The following is a 15,985-nucleotide window of genomic DNA, read 5'->3' on the forward strand; positions in this document are numbered from 1 at the left end:
ATGGGGCGTTCCGTCTACTGATCGGCAGAGATAAGCCCGGATAATATTAAGCGTCAGATGATTAAGATGGTAAAGGACATGTTAAGCTCCTGTACCATTTTTTCTGACCTTATGCTCGCCCTGTGCGATTGTCTGGAATACTTATTTAATGCGCCCTGATTTGATGACGCCTTTTCGTTTGTTCCGTGAAGATAAACCGCTGCGTAACGCTGTCTGTATATTCCTGATCACCACGCTGTTTTACGCCATTGGCGCGATGCTGCGGCTGGTGGAAGAGCTGTCGCTGTTCTGGCCGCTGAATGCGGTGATGGCCGGTATTTTTGCCCGTTTCGCCTGGCTTAATCGCCTGCATAATTACGCCATCTGTTATACCGCGATGATGCTCTACGACGGGATGACCACCGACTGGGGCCCGGCGTCGTTTGTGATTAACTTCTCCAATATGGTGTTTATTCTCACCTTTGCGCTGCTGGTCCAGCGGGACAAGCATGTCCCCGTGCAGTCGGAAGCGCTCTCTGTCGCCCTGCGGCTGTTTAATTACTGTCTGCTGGCCTCGGTGCTGTGTGCCTTGTGCGGGACTTTTGGTTCGCTGGGTATTGACACTCAGGCGTTCTGGCCGCTGTTTGCCGACTGGTTCAGCGAGCAGTTCTCCACCGGGGTGATGATCCTGCCCTGTATTCTGGCGTTCTCCTGGCCGGGGCTGAGCCGTCCGTTTAAGGTGCAGCACCTGCTGCCGCTGATAGCGCTGGCCCTGAGCATTGTCGCCTCGGTGGTGATTGGCGGGGCGGGCAGCCTGGCGTTTCCGCTGCCAGCGCTGATCTGGTGCGCGGTGCGTTATTCTCTGCTGACCACGGCGCTGCTGACGCTGATCACCGGCGCGGCGGAAATCATACTGGTGGCTAACTCCATCATTAATATTTCCATGTCCGCGAAACTGCATACCTCGCAGATGTTTTCTGCGCGTCTGGGGATCGCCACCATGACCATCTGCCCGATTATGGTATCAGTCAGCGTGAATGCCATTAATGCGTTAATGAAGCAGGTATCGCTGCGCGCCGATTTCGATTTCCTCACCCAGGTCTATTCCCGCTCTGGTCTGTATGAACTCCTGCGTCAACAGGAGAAAATTAACCATGCCCCGCGCCCGATGTCGGTGATGCTGCTGGATATTGATTACTTCAAAACCATTAATGATAACTATGGTCACGAATGCGGGGATAAGATCCTCTCTGCTGTAGCGCAGAAAGTGCAACAGGTGGTGGGTAATGCCGGTAACGTGGCGCGGATGGGCGGGGAGGAGTTTGCGGTGATCGCCAGCGTGCCGGATGAGCAGCAGGCGCTGCAACTGGCGGAAACCATCCGTCAGAGTATCGAGCAGCATCGTTTTCGCTGGCGGCAACAGACGCTCTCGCTGACCGTCAGTATCGGGCTGAGTCATGCGGTGAGCGAATTCTGGCAGCGCACCGAAACCTTTAATCGTCTGCTTAATGAAGCCGATGAATATCTCTATCAGTCAAAAAAGGCCGGGCGTAATCGCGTCAGCGCGCAGGGCGGTTCGCAGACTTTATTGATATGACTGTTAAATAACTTGCCAGGTATTTTCGGCGTCAATAATATGGCCGGGTAAACCTGGTGAGACATGCGGCATGAACGGATCGGACAAACTGAATATTAACGCCAGGGTGACTGGTCTGCGATTTGTTCGCCGCATGTATCTGATGCGTATGCTCGGTACGCTACTCTGTTTTTTCCCTGTTCTCTCCGTGCTGGTGGAACATCATCAACCGCTGTGGCTGATGGTGCTGCTGGGCGTCAACGCGTTTGTCTGGCCCGGCCTGGCGTTTCTGCGCGCCCGGCGTTCTGCCACGCCGCACAATACCGAACATCAAAATCTGCTGCTGGATGCCGGAGCGGGCGGTTTCTGGATCGCCATGATGGCGCTGAATCCGCTGCCATCGGTGGTGATCGCCACTATTCTGCTGTCGGACAGGCTGGCGGCGGGCGGCCTGAAACTGCTGCGGAAAGCCGCCATCGCGCTGGTGGCAACCGGCCTGTTCGCCTGGCTGATAAGCGGTATGCCTTTTGAACCGCAGGTTTCCCAGCGCACCATGTTCGCCACGCTGCCGCTGGTGGCGATTTATATGCTGGCGCTGAGCGTGCTGACCGACGCCATTAGCCGCAAGCTGCGGCTGAAAAGCCGCGAGCTGGAGCGCATCGCCATGATGGATCCGCTGTTGGATATTGCGAACCGTCGCCTGCTGGAAAAACGTATTACCCATGAACTGGACACCCTCAGTCAGCGTTGCCGCAGCTCAATTCTGATGTTCATTGATATTGATAACTTCAAAGAGGTAAACGATCGATTCGGGCATAAAGTCGGCGATGCGCTGCTGGTGACTGTCTCGAAAATCCTGCACGCGGCAACGCGGCAAACCGATACCCCGGCGCGGCTGGGCGGCGATGAGTTTGTCATCCTGCTGCCGGATACCACCCTGGACGAAGCTTATATCGTGGCCACGCGCATTATGGACGGCGCGTCGGTGATGACCATTGGCGCGGATATTTCATTCCGCACGACCCTGAGTATCGGCATCGCCAGCGCCACCCCGGCGATGGACGACGTCACAGACTGGCTGAAAGCCGCCGACGATGCGCTTTACCGCGCCAAGCGTGAAGGCAAGAACCAGATCTACTGTCACTGACAAACGCGCTGAATGAACTAGACTTTATGCATGTCTGGCGAGAAGAGTGCGTTATGAAACACCCTGAAATCCCCCCAAATGAATCGCAAAGGATGGCCTCGCTGCACGAGTCCGGTTTGCTGGAAACGGCTTCCCGGGAACGCTTCGACAGGCTGACCCGTCTTGCGAAAAGAATGTTTAATGTGCCCATCGCGCTGGTAAGTCTGGTGGGGGCTGATGCGCTGCACTTTATCTCCTGCGACGGCATCCCCGATGGCCGGGTGGAGCGGAAAATCTCCTTTTGCGGTCACGTCATTCTCAGCGATATGCCGATGGTGGTGGCGGATGCGCTTCAGGATCCACGTTTTAGTGAAAACCCGCTGGTCACCGGCGAGCCTTTCATCCGCTTCTACGCCGGTTATCCGCTGCGCGTGCCGGATGGATCCAACGTCGGCTCGTTCTGCATTATCGATCGTCAGCCGCGGGAATTTACCCCTGCGGAACTTGCGGTACTGAAAGATTTCGCCGCCATCGTGGAGGATGAGTTCGCCACCATCAGCGTGGCCACCACCGACGAGCTGACCGGGTTGTATAACCGCCGTGGCTTTGAAAACCTCGCGAAATTCGCCATTACCGCCGCCCGGCGTCGGGCGGAGCCGTTAACCCTGGCGTGGATCGATCTGAACCGCTTCAAATACATCAACGATACCTGGGGCCATGAGGAGGGCGACAATGCCCTGAAGGCAGTGGCAAATCTGTTGCGCGAGAGCTTCCGCGAGGCAGATTTACTGGTGCGCTTTGGCGGGGATGAATTTGCGGTGCTCTTCTCCGATACCAGCGAAGACGGCGCCTGGGTGGCGATGACGCACCTGGTTGAGCAGGCGGAAGCCTTTAATGCGTCCTCACAAAAGCCCTGGAAACTGTCGTTCTCCTGGGGGCTGAGCGAATACGATCACCAGGCGATGCCGGATATGAAAAGCTGGCTGAAAACGGCGGACGATCGGATGTACGCCATGAAAGAGAAAAACCGTTAGCACGTTGATTGGTAGCCATAAGAAAACGCTATCGCAGCGCCGTTGCGTTAAATATTTGTTATCAGCATAGTGATCATTTTGAAAAGGAAAACATGATGATCACTACTGTCCTCTGCCGCCCGCTCGGGCGCGATGAAATTATCCAGCGAATTGACGAACTCTGTGACGTGCTCGAAGACTGCGTGCGCGGCGGGGCGTCCGTCAGCTTTATGCTGCCCATCACCCGCGACACGGCCATGCACTTCTGGCAGGGCGTGGCGGAAAGCGTGGGACGCGGCGAACGCGCCGTGCTGATTGCTGAGAATGCCGACTTTCGCATCATCGGCACGGCACAGATTATCCTGGATCAACCCCCCAATCAGCCGCACCGCGCCGATGTCGCCAAACTTTTGGTTCACCAATCTGCACGCCGCAAGGGCGTGGCGCGGCAGTTGATGGATAATCTTGATGATATTGCTAAGAAAAATGGCAAAACCCTGCTGGTTCTCGACACCGCCACAGGCAGCGACGCGGAGTTTTTCTATTCCCGCAGCGGCTGGGAACGCGTGGGTGAAATCCCCGGCTATGCTCAGATGCCGGACGGAACTGTGACGGGGACGACAATTTTTTATAAGAATTTAACATCCGACGCAATTTAACGACTGCAATTGATCAAAACAGGGTTTCATGGTCGTAAAGTCTGGTAAGTTATCACACCAATCTTCCCAGGTTGTATGACTAATCAATAAGGAACCCATTGTGAAAACGATCAATCGTCGCGATTTTCCCGGAGCCCAATACCCGGAACGTATTATTCAGTTCGGCGAAGGGAATTTCCTGCGCGCATTCGTTGACTGGCAAATCGATCTGCTGAACGAAAATACCGACCTCGACGCCGGTATTGTGATTGTTCGTCCGATCCAGAGTGATTTTCCGCCGTCGCTGAGCACGCAGGATGGGCTGTATACCACCATCATTCGTGGTCTGAATGACGAGGGCGAAGCCGTCAGCGATGCGCGTCTGATCCGTTCCGTGAACCGCGAAATTAGCGTTTACACGCAGTACGATGAGTTCCTGAAGCTGGCGCACAACCCGGACATTCGTTTTGTGTTCTCTAACACCACCGAAGCGGGCATCAGCTACCATGCGGGCGACAAGTTTGAAGATGCGCCTGCGGTCAGCTATCCGGCGAAGCTGACGCGCCTGCTGTTCGAACGTTTCAGCCACTTTAACGGCGCGGCGGATAAAGGCTGGGTGATCGTTCCCTGTGAACTGATTGACTATAACGGCGACGCGCTGCGTGAACTGGTGCTGCGTTATGCGCAGGAGTGGGCGTTACCGACCGCTTTTGTGCAGTGGCTGGACAACGCCAATGCCTTCTGCTCCACCCTGGTGGACCGCATCGTGACCGGTTATCCCCGTGATGAAGTGGCCAGCATCGAAGCAGAGCTGGGCTATCACGATGCTTTCCTCGATACCGCCGAGCATTTCTACCTGTTTGTGATTCAGGGTCCGAAATCACTGGCGTCTGAACTGCGCCTGGATAAATTCCCGCTCAACGTGCTGATTGTTGATGACATCAAACCTTACAAAGAGCGCAAAGTGGCGATCCTTAACGGCGCGCATACCGCTCTGGTGCCGGTGGCCTACCTGGCGGGCATCGACACCGTAGGGGAGGCGATGAACGACAGCCAGATTTGTGCCTTCGTGGAGAAGGCCATTTATGAAGAGATCATTCCGGTGCTGGATCTGCCGCGCGATGAACTGGAAACCTTTGCCAGCGCCGTTACCGGACGCTTCCGCAACCCCTATATCAGACATCAGCTGCTGTCGATCGCCCTGAACGGCATGACGAAATTCCGCACGCGTATTCTGCCGCAGCTGCTGGCAGGGCAGAAGGCCAGCGGTAAACTCCCGGCGCGCCTGACCTTTGCGCTGGCGGCGCTGATTGCCTTTTATCGCGGCGAGCGTGACGGCGAAACCTATCCGGTGCAGGATGATGCCCACTGGATCGAGCGTTATCAGCAACTGTGGGCGCAGCATGGCGATCGCCAACTGAGCACCAGCGAACTGGTCAAAGCCGTGTTGTCCGTTACCGATCACTGGGAGCAGGATTTGACGCAGGTATCAGGTCTGGTCGAGCAGGTGTCGCTGGATCTGGACGCCATCCTGTTACGTGGTATGCGCGAGGCGGTTAAGCCGCTGTGCTGATAACCGGTTAACAATGACCCGGCTGCGGCCGGGTTTTTACTTCTCATTCTATAGTTACAACATACATTTTCTCTTTAGTTCAATGAACTGTGGCTTCAGCGACGTAATCGCCTCGCAATGAAACAATTGCGCGACATTTACTTAGCATTTCGGTTGCATTGGCCCTAAGATGAGTCCTGAACAGAGGAGGAACGCGCAATGGAAAGAATCGTTCAGATGATAGTGGTGCTGGTCGCCTGCGTTGCGGTATTCGCCACAGCTTACGACCTCTCTCTTGTTACCGATTTACCCTGATCATGAAAGGGGGCCTGCGCCCCCTTGATGCGTTAGCTGGCCGAGAGCTGGAAGAAGCGCACCGAATGGCGCAACTGTTCACTTTGCTCAGTCATGGAAAGGGCGGCCACCGCAGCCTGTTCAACCAGCGCGGCATTCTGCTGCGTCACCTGATCCATCTGGTCAATGGCAACGCTGATTTCGCGGATACCCTGGTGCTGCTCATGGGATGCCGAGGAGATCTCCGCCACAATGCTGGTCACTTTGTTCACCGAATTGACGATGTCTTCCATGGCCCGGCTGGCCGTGTCCGCATAGCGCGACCCTTCGGTGATTTTCTCTACCGTGCCATCGATCAGCGTTTTGATCTCTTTTGCCGCTTCGGCGCTTTTCTGCGCCAGATTTCGCACTTCACCAGCCACCACCGCAAAGCCTTTGCCTTGTTCTCCGGCCCGCGCAGCTTCCACGGCGGCATTGAGCGCCAGAATATTAGTCTGGAAAGCGATGCCCTCGATCACGGAGATAATATCGACAATTTTTTGTGAACTGTCGGCAATTTGATGCATCCGCTGGAGCATATCCTGGACTTCCTTTCCGCCTTTGACGGCGGTTTGCGAGGTCTGCCGCGCCAGCTCGCTGGCTTTGTAGGCGTTCTCGGCGTTGCTTTTCACGTTCTCGGTGATCTGCTGCATGTTCGCAGAGGTCTGTACCAGCGAGGCGGCCTGTTCTTCGGTGCGCTGTGACAGATCGCTGTTGCCCATGGCGATCTCACTGGCGGCATGGGAGATAGACTCGCTGCCGTTGATGATGCCGTGAATAATTTCCGCCAGCTTGCCATTCATAAATTTAATCGTCGCCAGCAGACTGTGCTGATCCTGCTCTTTCAGATTAATTTGAGTGGCCAGCTTACCGGCGGCAATTTGCTGCATAATTTCCACCGCATAACCCGGTTCGCCGCCCAGTTGCCGGGCAAGGTTACGGGAAATCCAGGCGGCGATAATACCGGTGGCTATCAGTGCGAGGATCAATAAACCGCACAGCAAAGACAACGCCTGTTTATATCCGTCGGCGGCTTGTTGACTGGCCCGATCGCCAATGGCTATTTCCATATCCACCAGCGTGGCTAAATCTTTCATCAGCTGTGTGCGATATTTCGCCGACACCGCGCCGCTTATTTGGCTGGCCTCCTGCAAACGTTCTGCATTTACCGCCTCAATAACTTTTGCATTCACATCGACAAATTGTGTGAAGTTATTGACCACCTGAGAAAACAGCGCCTGCATGTCCGGCGTCATATGGGACGTCAGACGGGCATAGCGCTGCTGCGCATTGAGAAAAATATCCTGATTTTGCAGCAGCTCAAGGCGATGTTTTTCCCGCTCGGCGGGCGTTGTGGAGCTGATGTACTGGATCTGCTGTAAGCGCATTTCCGATAACACGCCACGCATTTCAAGGGAAGAACGCACCCCCGGCATGCGATTATCGCGAAAAGCATCAATATTCTCATTACTGACGTTGAGCTGATAAATAGCCACCACACCGAGTAACAACATCATGGCAATCAGAATTGAAAAGCCGGTTAATAATTTGGTTAAGACCGTTGACTGTGCATATTTTTTCATAGGAGTAACTTAGTGATAAAAGGTAATGCTATTAACGGCATAACCTTAAAAATATTGATTCCGTAAGTTGATCCTCATCACATAACCATCTATTTAATTTCTGGTGTAAATCAGGCGTGTAAATACTTTAATGCGATGTTTTAAATATGTATTTTTGCTGTGATAAATTTGCCCTAAAGCGCCCCGGATACTCGGGCAGATTTTGCCGCAGGCAGGGCGGTCATGCTCTGACTGGCGCATAGCGGTGCGCATTATGTCGCCTTATTCTTTTAATGAATCATTGCATTATGTGCTTTACTGAAAGAAAGGACGGGGCGCAGGAGGAACGGTGAACTTCGGTAAATACATCGCGGGTGCGTTGTCGCTCAACTCTTCGCTGGGGCGCAGCATTACCTTGTTTATGAGCGGATTGCTAATCGCAGGCATCGCCACCAGCGCCTGGACGCTGAACCGTTCCTGGGAGCGCGCCATCAAAGAGACGGAGCGCAGCGCAATCAACCTTTCGGTGTCGCAGGCTCGTCAGGCGGAAGATACCTTCGTACAGGCGGAACTGGCGCTGCGTGATATCCGTCGTAACGTGCCGCAAAGCGGGATCACCGGTATGGATCCGGTTAAATTTAACCGCTTTCTGGCCGATATCAAAGAGCGCCTGCCACAGCTGCATGGCCTGTTCGTCTATGACGCCCAGGGTTTTATGCGCGTGACCTCTTTTGGCAAGCTGCCTGCCATTACCAATAATGCCGATCGGGAATATTTTGTTTATCACCGCGCTAACGGACACGGCAGCGTGCACATCGGGCATGTGATCCGCAGCCGTTCGACCGGGGATCTGATTATTCCGGTGTCGCTGCGCATTAATGACGCCTACGGCGGCTTTGCCGGCGTGGCGCTGGCCACCGTGAAACTCGACTATTTCCGTCACTTCTATAATTACTTCGAGCTGGGGCCGCGCGATCTGTTAGCGCTGCTGAGCACCGACGGCACGGCGCTCTATGCCCGGCCATTTGATGACAACGTCATTAACCGCAATCTCTCTGTCAGCCCGTTATTTACCCGTGAACTCCCGAAACACGATCGCGGCAACGCCACCTGGCTGTCAGCGCTCGATAAAGTAGAACGGATTTATGGCTACGCGCGCCTGGAACGATTCCCGCTGGTTGTGGCGGCGGGGTATGACAAACCGGCGCTGTGGCAAAGCTGGCTCACGGAAAGCCTACCGGATATCATCCTCAACGCGATGCTGTTGCTGGGCACGGTCATTATGGGGGCGCTGGTTTTCCGCCAGGTGAGACGCAACGTACGCGATCAGGCGGAGCTGACTATGCTGCGGGATGAGCTGACCAGCATCAACCACACCTTACAGACCATGGCACTGGCGGATGGCCTGACGGGGCTGGCGAACCGTCGCCAGTTTGATCTGTTCCTTGCCCAGGCGCTGAAAACGTCGGTGCATACGCAACGGCCCGTGTCGCTGATCATGATCGATATCGATTTCTTTAAACGCTACAACGATCACTACGGCCACGTAGCGGGCGATAACTGTTTGCGTCAGGTTGGCGAAATACTGATGAAGCTGAATCTGCGGCAGAGTGATTTGATCGCCCGTTACGGCGGCGAAGAATTCGCTATCGTCCTGCCGGAGACCGATCTTCGCGAAGCCTTTATGCTGGCGCAAAATGCGGTGGATGCGGTGCGCTATGCGCATATTAAACACGAGCATTCCTCCACGGGGCGGAAAGTGGTGACCATCAGCGCGGGCTGCTTCAGCATGACGGGCACCGGCACTGATGACGATGCGCGGATGATAAAAGAGGGCGCAGATTCTGCGCTGTACGCCGCGAAAATCAAAGGCCGCGATCGTGCTTTTGTGGTGTCGCCAGCGCCATAAACATTTTCTTACCCCGAAAAAGCATGCCCGACGGCATGCTTTTTTTTGGGCGACGTTTTATAGCCCTTCAATAAAACCTCAGTGGGCGTAACAATAGTTTAACCATCCTGCCTAAATATCCCAACAACCAGCACCATCTGTAAATGAAATATTGTTTTAATTTAATATATATATTATTTCAACTGTGATGTGGCTAGCAGATCTGCGACAATCGGCAGTGCTAGTATCCCGGCGGGTTCTTTGCATGGAAACCCAAAAATAATGGTGTAATCAGTCGTACCTACTGGGATGAGAATAATGGATATACTTTTAGGGCTTGTTAAAACGCCCGCCGTTATCATAGCAATCGTCGCCTTTCTGGGATTGTTATTTCAAAAAGCCTCAATTTCCCGTTTAATTACAGGAACCTTTTTATCTTTTATTGGTTTTACGATGATCAAAGTGGGCGGCAGCATCTTAATGAAAGTGCTGACGGCTTTTAGCTCGCTGTTTTCTAATGCCTTTAACATCGTTGGGGTGGTGCCCAGCAACGAAGCCATCATGGCGGCTACCATTGATAAGCTGGGCTCAATCGCTGCGCTTATCCTGTTGTTTTCCATGATTTTAAATATACTGCTTGCCCGTTTTACCCGTTGTAAATACATTTACCTGTCGCTGCATCTGGTGTTGTTTATGGCATTTGCCATCACCGCGGTGCTGATGCAGTTCGGTTTCAGTCATACCATGATGATTATCATTGCCTCGCTGCTTATCGGCACCTATATGGCGGTATCGCCATTTATCCTGAGCCGCTTTAGCCGTGAAATCATCGGTTCCAATGAATACGCTATTTCTCATGCGGCTATTTCTTCTTATGTTATTGGCTCTTATATGGGGAAATGGTTCGGTAATAAAAATAGCGATACCGAACATTTAAATATCAGCAATAAATTTGATTTTATTCGTGAGCCAAATATTGCAACCTTGTTAACAATGTTGGTGCTGCTGCTGATCTCCTGTATTTTTGCCACCCAGCCGCAGATTAAGGATGCCATGACCGTGGTGTATGGCGCAGGGGCAGGGGATAAGAACGTGGTTATCTTTGTGCTGGAGCAGTCGGCGACATTTGCCTGCGGCCTGTATCTGGCTAAAGCCGGGGTAAATTTATTTACCGCAGAGATCGTCCCGGCCTTCAAAGGTTTTGCCCGCGTATTTGCGCCTGGGGCCGTCCCGGCGGTGGATGTGATGGTGTTATTCACCAAAGCGCCAAACGCCACGCTGATTGGCTTCCTCATCAGCTTTGCGGTTGAGCTGGTCTGTATCTTCCTGTTCCCCTTTATCGGCCTGCCGATTATCGTGCCGGGGATCATGGCAAGCTTCATCACCGGCGGTGCGGCGGCTATCTTTGGTAATGCCACCGGGGGATTCCGTGGCGCGGTGATCGCCAGCAGCATTAACGGATTACTGCTGTGCGTATTACCGGCGCTGACGTTGCCTATCTTCTCGCAGCTGGGCGCGAAAGGCGTAACCTTTGCGGATCCGGACTTTACGCTGCCGTCATTGATTCTTGATTACCTGCTGCGGTTATTCAGCTAAACCAAAAACCGGGGGAGCAGGCTCCTCCGGTTTTCTGCATCCTGTTGCCACGCTTTAACCCGTGCGTGCCTTGCGCAACAATTGCATTACGCCGCGCCGGACAGTATGGTGAGCAGGATTTTTTCTTTCTTCGGGATCACCATGGCAGAGCATGTTTCCAAAGACCCGCTGCACGGCGTCACACTTGAAGCCTTACTGACCGATCTGGTCGCCCGTTTTGGCTGGGAAGAACTGGCCGCGCGCATCAATATCAACTGTTTTAAAAAAGATCCGAGTATCAAATCAAGCCTGAAATTCTTGCGCCGCACGCCCTGGGCGCGCAAAGAGGTGGAAGATTTGTACGTCAGCACGCTGGGTGAAAAAAGCGTAGCATCGCCTGGGGAAGATCCCTGGGCTAAATGGAAGTAGGGCGACCATATACCGCATGCCCTGACCGTGCCGGTCGGGGCTGATAACAGCTCGGTATGGCGCATTTGTAAATTCCCTTTTCAAATCACTGACAAAAGTAATCTTGCTTATTAATCCTTAACAGTCCACTATGCGTCATCGGTTTGGCATACAGACCTTATGAAAGCAGTTTTAGTAAAGCAGTCCTCATTTCAAGCGTTATCCAAAGATACTCTTCTGCATGAGCCTCCTCCTAAGCGCCCAATAAGTCATCATCTGCAACAGGCCATGTTCGCCACGACGTGTGGCTCAAATAATTAAAGGAAGTATCTATGTCTAATAAAATGACTGGTTTAGTAAAATGGTTTAACTCTGAAAAAGGTTTCGGCTTTATCACTCCTGCCGACGGCAGCAAAGATGTATTCGTACATTTTTCCGCCATTCAGAGTAACGATTATAAGACGCTGGATGAAGGCCAAAAAGTTGAGTTCTCTGTTGAGAATGGCGCTAAAGGCCCGGCAGCGGCTAACGTTACCGCGCTTTAACAGCGAAAATCGCACTGACGCTTACGACAGCGATGACGGCACAGGCCTGAGCAGATAAGTGAACGTGATAAAAAAACCCGCCATGAGCGGGTTTTTTATTATTTTAGCGGCGGGATTTATCCGCCATTATTCAGGCAGTGCATAGACCACAACCTGATCGCCAACCTGATCCTTCAGGATAGTATTCCCGCCTGCCACGAACGCCACATACTGACGGCCTTTATATTCATAGACCGACGGGTTCGCTACCGCAGGGGCTTCCACCTGATCCGACCACAGCTCTTCACCGCTATCAACCGAGTAGGCGCGAACTTTGGCATCCATCGAGGCGCCGATAAAGACCACGCCGCCAGCGGTGACAGCCGGACCGCCGATAGTCGGTGAACCCCAGCTTTCTGGCATAAAGAAGCCGTACTGCTGAGACGCGCCAACCGGACGACGCCATTTCACATCACCGGTATGCATATCCAGCGCGACGATTTCGCCGAACGGCGGCTGCCAGCACGGCATACCCAGCCAGTTATTCGCCACCATCAGACGCATACCGTAAGGCGCGCCTTCCTGCGGGGCGAAACCGCTTTCGTTACCGGAACCTTTATCCGCTTTATCGTAATCTTCGCGGCTGTAAAGCTTCACATACTGCACAATATGGGAGGTGTTGACGATGGCGATCTGTTTTTGCGGATCGAATGCCACGCCGCCCCATTGCACGCCCCCGGCGCTGTCCGGATAGGTCAGGGCGCCTTCGCCTTTAGTGGTTGGCGGCGTATACATGCCTTCATAGGTCAGGTTATCCCACAGACGGGAGCACTGGCCCGCGCCCACCATATCCGCCAGTTTCCAGATTTCCGGTTTTTTCGATTGATCGAGCAGCGGGGCGGGTTTGGTCGGGAACGGCTGCGTTGGCGAAAGCACTTCGCCCTGCACCGAACCATCGCCCTGCGGCACCGGACGCTCTTCAATTGGCCAGACATCCTCGCCGGTCAGACGATTTACCACAAACAGGAAGCCCTGTTTGGTCGCCTGGATCAGCGCCGGGATCTGTTTGCCGTTAACGGTGATATCCATCAGCGTCGGCGCGGAGTTGATATCATAATCCCACACATCATGATGCACCCACTGGCGTGACCAGACCACTTTACCGGTGTTAATGTCCAGCGCCGTGGTGGAAGTGCCGAGCGGGATCGGATCGACGCGGTTACCGCCCCAGTAGTTAGGGGAAGGAGAGGAGACCGGCAGATAGACCAGACCATGGGCTTCATCGGCAGACATGTGCGTCCAGACGTTGGCGGTACCGGTACGTTTGCGGGTTTCTTCCGGGATCGCTTCAAAGGTCCATTCACGCTCGCCGGTCTGCGCATTAAATGAGAACACGCTGCCCGGAGGCGCTTCGGCATAGGCCCAGTCTTTACCGGCCCAGCCAACCAGCAGATGATTACCGACGACCGTTGGCGGTTGCAGTATTGAGAGCGGATATTTGGCGTTTACCGTGTTCCACTGATTAATATCCAGCACGCCTTTATCAGCGAAGCCTTCGCACGGCTTACCGGAATCGGCGTCCAGCGCAAAGAGTTTGCCATCCACCGTACCCATATAGACGATCTTCTGACAGGCCTCTCCGGCGACCGGATTTTTTGCCTGCCAGTAAGAGACGCCACGGTTTTTCAGTACCGGCTGCGTCAGCGCTTTGCGGGAAGATTTGGTGTCATAGTGCCACTTTTCTTTGCCGGTGCCTGGATCCAGGGCAATCAGACGATCAAAGGGTGTGCCGATATAGATCGTTTCGTTGGCGAAAATCGGCGTGGCTGACCAGACGGTGGCAGGCGTATCGCCTTTGCCATCCGACACATCGCCGGTATGGAACTCCCAGACTTTCTTCAGTTTACCGACGTTTTCCGCCGTGATTTGCGTCAGCGGGCTATATTTCTGGGCGTTAAGCTGGCCGTGGAAGCTGTCCCAGGTGGCGGAAGACGGCACCAGAGATGTCGCCGGATTGCCGGCAGATTCAACTTTTTTGCCGTCTGACTGACCGGAAGACGCCTCGTCAGTGGTTTTTGTGGTGCCGGGATCTTGCTGATCCGCTGCGTCCACGTTCACTTTTTCCTGCGTCCCCATCGAGGCTTCAGCGGCTTTGTCCTGCGCCTGAAGGGAGAGGGGCGCGACCAGTAGCGCCAGCGCCGTCATGCTGACTTTCATTAAGGGATAGTGTTTATCGTTATACACGGGCGATTCCTCAGACTTTTACGCGATGGTTGTGATGCGCAGGGTTGCGGCTCATCATGATCAAACCAATGAGACCGACTACCATTGCGGCCGTAATGATGTACTGGTGCAGCAGCGCTGCTGCAAAACCAATACCGACCAGCATGATCAGCGTAATAATCACCAGAAAAATGCGCATACCGCGGCGGGATACGGCACGTATAGCAAAGGCCAGTAGCGCCACCACGACACAGTCGATAGCCACGCCCAGTGCGCCGATAGTACCGGTGACGCCGGTAAGCGGCGTCAGCCAGGCATATAACGCGACGACGAAGCCGATCACGGCAGCCAGCAGCAGCAGCCAGCTGCCGGTGCGCGAGGATTGAGTTTGTAACATCCAGGAAGTCCCCATCAAAAATAAAAAAAGAGTAACAAGGGTGTATCGGTGAATTTTGCAGCTGACATGCGCAGCGGCAAAGTTCACTGAACGTAACTCAGTATAGAAGATGGTTTTTTTTATGGGGCGCTCAAATCTGGGAGTTGCCGGTCAGCGGTTCATCATAAAGGTTTAAGATGCAGGCGTGCCGGAATGTTAACTTTAGCTAAACTTAAATCTCAGCTCTTAACGCAAAGAGGAGAAGGTAATGGCTGATCCAATACTTATTGATACGCTGGAGTTTGGCAATGATGGTGCGACCGCTCAGAAGTATGAGATTTATGGCGATGATGAGCAAAGACCTGCCTATGCGCTGATTTACCGGCAAGATCAGGGCGAGTGGATCAAACTTGATGAAACGCTTGAGTTTGCGGCCCGGGAGGAGCAAAAAGCAGCGTCGTCTACCATGGATTATGGATCCAGTGACGGCCTGCCAGAACTACGCGATCTCCCCGGTGAAGCGAAAGAGCGCTGCAAAACACACTGGCAGGAAAACCAGGGAACCGGTGATGGCGCAGCTTCGTCAGCGTAAAGCGTCAACGCCGGTAACTGTGCAGCATGCTGAAATGAACGTCCGCGCCAGGCGGGCGTAATTATGTTAAATGTAGAGCGGCGATATTCCAAAGTCATCTCATTGTCTTACCGCTTCAAAGTCGTATCCCTTCATTAACAGCTTTCAGGCTGTAATATTGATAAAACAGCCTGTAGGGTGTATCTTCAGAATACAGCCTGAGAGTTGTATCAGCTCCCGTTAAAGTGGCCTCCTCATTATGAAAAATGTTTACCCGTTAAAAACGCTTAACCAGCTGCGTCCATTACTCCTTGGTTTTCGCAAAGCGCATGGCCTGACGCAAAAAGAGGTGTCCGAAAGGTTAGGCGTAACGCAGCAGACTTACGCCCGTCTGGAGGCCAATCCTGCCAGCGCCAGCATAGAGCGTCTGTTTAAGGTGTTTTCCGTCCTGGGTGTCGAAATCAGCCTTTCCTCAGCGACCCCTGCCTCAGAGAACAGGCAGGCGGAGGGAAATTCAGATTTACATTCACCTGCACGGCAGGAGAAATGGTAACGATATGAGCAGGAGAAAGCCGCGTTTAGCACTATGGATGAACGGCATCCACGTCGGATTCTGGGAGAAAAGCAAAGGGGAAGATTTA

Annotated in this window: 14 protein-coding genes; 11 read left to right on the top strand and 3 right to left on the bottom strand. The window is 53.6% G+C overall.

All coding sequences use genetic code 11. From position 1 onward, the window contains the following. The first annotated feature begins 148 nt into the window (after positions 1-148). The 5 genes from QRD42_RS14445 to QRD42_RS14465 all read left to right on the top strand — a co-directional run bounded on the left by QRD42_RS14445 (position 149) and on the right by QRD42_RS14465 (position 5,905). Complete coding sequence (locus QRD42_RS14445) at positions 149-1,576, top strand: sensor domain-containing diguanylate cyclase (RefSeq protein ID WP_321987449.1); 1,428 nt, start codon at positions 149-151, stop codon at positions 1,574-1,576. A 133-nt stretch (positions 1,577-1,709) separates the two neighbouring features. Further along, positions 1,710-2,702 (top strand): sensor domain-containing diguanylate cyclase, encoded by a 993-nt coding sequence (locus tag QRD42_RS14450; protein WP_318363125.1) that lies wholly within the window; start codon positions 1,710-1,712, stop codon positions 2,700-2,702. A 53-nt stretch (positions 2,703-2,755) separates the two neighbouring features. After that, a complete protein-coding gene (locus QRD42_RS14455; protein ID WP_321987450.1) occupies positions 2,756-3,715 on the top strand; it encodes a sensor domain-containing diguanylate cyclase in 960 nt (319 codons plus the stop codon). A gap of 95 nt (positions 3,716-3,810) precedes the next feature. Continuing rightward, positions 3,811-4,353, top strand: a complete 543-nt coding sequence (locus QRD42_RS14460) for a GNAT family N-acetyltransferase (protein ID WP_321988769.1) — start codon at positions 3,811-3,813, stop codon at positions 4,351-4,353. 100 nt (positions 4,354-4,453) lie between these two features. Continuing rightward, the gene (locus QRD42_RS14465) at positions 4,454-5,905 is read left to right on the top strand and encodes a tagaturonate reductase (RefSeq protein ID WP_321987451.1); all 1,452 of its coding nucleotides are present in this window, start codon (positions 4,454-4,456) and stop codon (positions 5,903-5,905) included. Positions 5,906-6,231: 326 nt separating this feature from the next. Here the strand turns inward: QRD42_RS14465 and QRD42_RS14470 are convergent, their stop codons facing one another. After that, positions 6,232-7,800, bottom strand: coding sequence for a methyl-accepting chemotaxis protein (locus QRD42_RS14470; RefSeq protein ID WP_321987452.1), 1,569 nt, complete (start codon positions 7,798-7,800; stop codon positions 6,232-6,234). A 328-nt stretch (positions 7,801-8,128) separates the two neighbouring features. Here QRD42_RS14470 and QRD42_RS14475 point away from each other — a divergent pair, with 328 nt between their 5' ends. The 4 genes from QRD42_RS14475 (at position 8,129) to cspA (ending at position 12,195) form a co-directional block, all read left to right on the top strand. Further along, the gene (locus QRD42_RS14475; protein ID WP_321987453.1) at positions 8,129-9,688 is read left to right on the top strand and encodes a sensor domain-containing diguanylate cyclase; all 1,560 of its coding nucleotides are present in this window, start codon (positions 8,129-8,131) and stop codon (positions 9,686-9,688) included. A gap of 297 nt (positions 9,689-9,985) precedes the next feature. Continuing rightward, a complete protein-coding gene (locus tag QRD42_RS14480) occupies positions 9,986-11,263 on the top strand; it encodes a PTS ascorbate transporter subunit IIC (protein WP_072568446.1) in 1,278 nt (425 codons plus the stop codon). A gap of 141 nt (positions 11,264-11,404) precedes the next feature. Beyond that, positions 11,405-11,671 (top strand): VF530 family DNA-binding protein, encoded by a 267-nt coding sequence (locus QRD42_RS14485; RefSeq protein ID WP_072568447.1) that lies wholly within the window; start codon positions 11,405-11,407, stop codon positions 11,669-11,671. Positions 11,672-11,982: 311 nt separating this feature from the next. Beyond that, positions 11,983-12,195 carry an RNA chaperone/antiterminator CspA gene (cspA, locus tag QRD42_RS14490; RefSeq protein WP_072568448.1) on the top strand — a complete coding sequence of 71 codons (213 nt, stop codon included), beginning with the start codon at positions 11,983-11,985 and terminating at the stop codon, positions 12,193-12,195. A gap of 126 nt (positions 12,196-12,321) precedes the next feature. Here cspA and QRD42_RS14495 read toward each other — a convergent pair whose 3' ends face one another. Further along, positions 12,322-14,418 carry a pyrroloquinoline quinone-dependent dehydrogenase gene (locus tag QRD42_RS14495; RefSeq protein ID WP_321987454.1) on the bottom strand — a complete coding sequence of 699 codons (2,097 nt, stop codon included), beginning with the start codon at positions 14,416-14,418 and terminating at the stop codon, positions 12,322-12,324. A gap of 10 nt (positions 14,419-14,428) precedes the next feature. After that, on the bottom strand, positions 14,429-14,794 hold the full coding sequence (locus QRD42_RS14500) for a hypothetical protein (protein WP_072568450.1): 366 nt from the start codon (positions 14,792-14,794) through the stop codon (positions 14,429-14,431). 247 nt (positions 14,795-15,041) lie between these two features. On the opposite strand from QRD42_RS14500, the gene QRD42_RS14505 reads away from it, so the two are divergent. Further along, complete coding sequence (locus QRD42_RS14505; protein WP_072568451.1) at positions 15,042-15,365, top strand: hypothetical protein; 324 nt, start codon at positions 15,042-15,044, stop codon at positions 15,363-15,365. Between the two features lie 238 nt (positions 15,366-15,603). Further along, entirely contained in the window at positions 15,604-15,897 is a 294-nt protein-coding gene (locus QRD42_RS14510; protein WP_321987455.1) for a helix-turn-helix transcriptional regulator, read from the top strand. The last annotated feature ends 88 nt before the right edge of the window (positions 15,898-15,985 follow it).

The sequence above is a fragment of the Enterobacter sp. PGRG2 genome (assembly GCF_030291195.1).
GTDB lineage: Bacteria > Pseudomonadota > Gammaproteobacteria > Enterobacterales > Enterobacteriaceae > Enterobacter_D.

Coding starts and splice junctions, on each gene's coding strand:
- QRD42_RS14445 (WP_321987449.1), top strand. CDS start 149: ATGCGCCCTGATTTGATGACGCCTTTTCGTTTGTTCCGTGAAGATAAA.
- QRD42_RS14450 (WP_318363125.1), top strand. CDS start 1,710: ATGTATCTGATGCGTATGCTCGGTACGCTACTCTGTTTTTTCCCTGTT.
- QRD42_RS14455 (WP_321987450.1), top strand. CDS start 2,756: ATGAAACACCCTGAAATCCCCCCAAATGAATCGCAAAGGATGGCCTCG.
- QRD42_RS14460 (WP_321988769.1), top strand. CDS start 3,811: ATGATCACTACTGTCCTCTGCCGCCCGCTCGGGCGCGATGAAATTATC.
- QRD42_RS14470 (WP_321987452.1), bottom strand. CDS start 7,800: ATGAAAAAATATGCACAGTCAACGGTCTTAACCAAATTATTAACCGGC.
- QRD42_RS14480 (WP_072568446.1), top strand. CDS start 9,986: ATGGATATACTTTTAGGGCTTGTTAAAACGCCCGCCGTTATCATAGCA.
- QRD42_RS14485 (WP_072568447.1), top strand. CDS start 11,405: ATGGCAGAGCATGTTTCCAAAGACCCGCTGCACGGCGTCACACTTGAA.
- cspA (WP_072568448.1), top strand. CDS start 11,983: ATGTCTAATAAAATGACTGGTTTAGTAAAATGGTTTAACTCTGAAAAA.
- QRD42_RS14500 (WP_072568450.1), bottom strand. CDS start 14,794: ATGTTACAAACTCAATCCTCGCGCACCGGCAGCTGGCTGCTGCTGCTG.
- QRD42_RS14505 (WP_072568451.1), top strand. CDS start 15,042: ATGGCTGATCCAATACTTATTGATACGCTGGAGTTTGGCAATGATGGT.
- QRD42_RS14510 (WP_321987455.1), top strand. CDS start 15,604: ATGAAAAATGTTTACCCGTTAAAAACGCTTAACCAGCTGCGTCCATTA.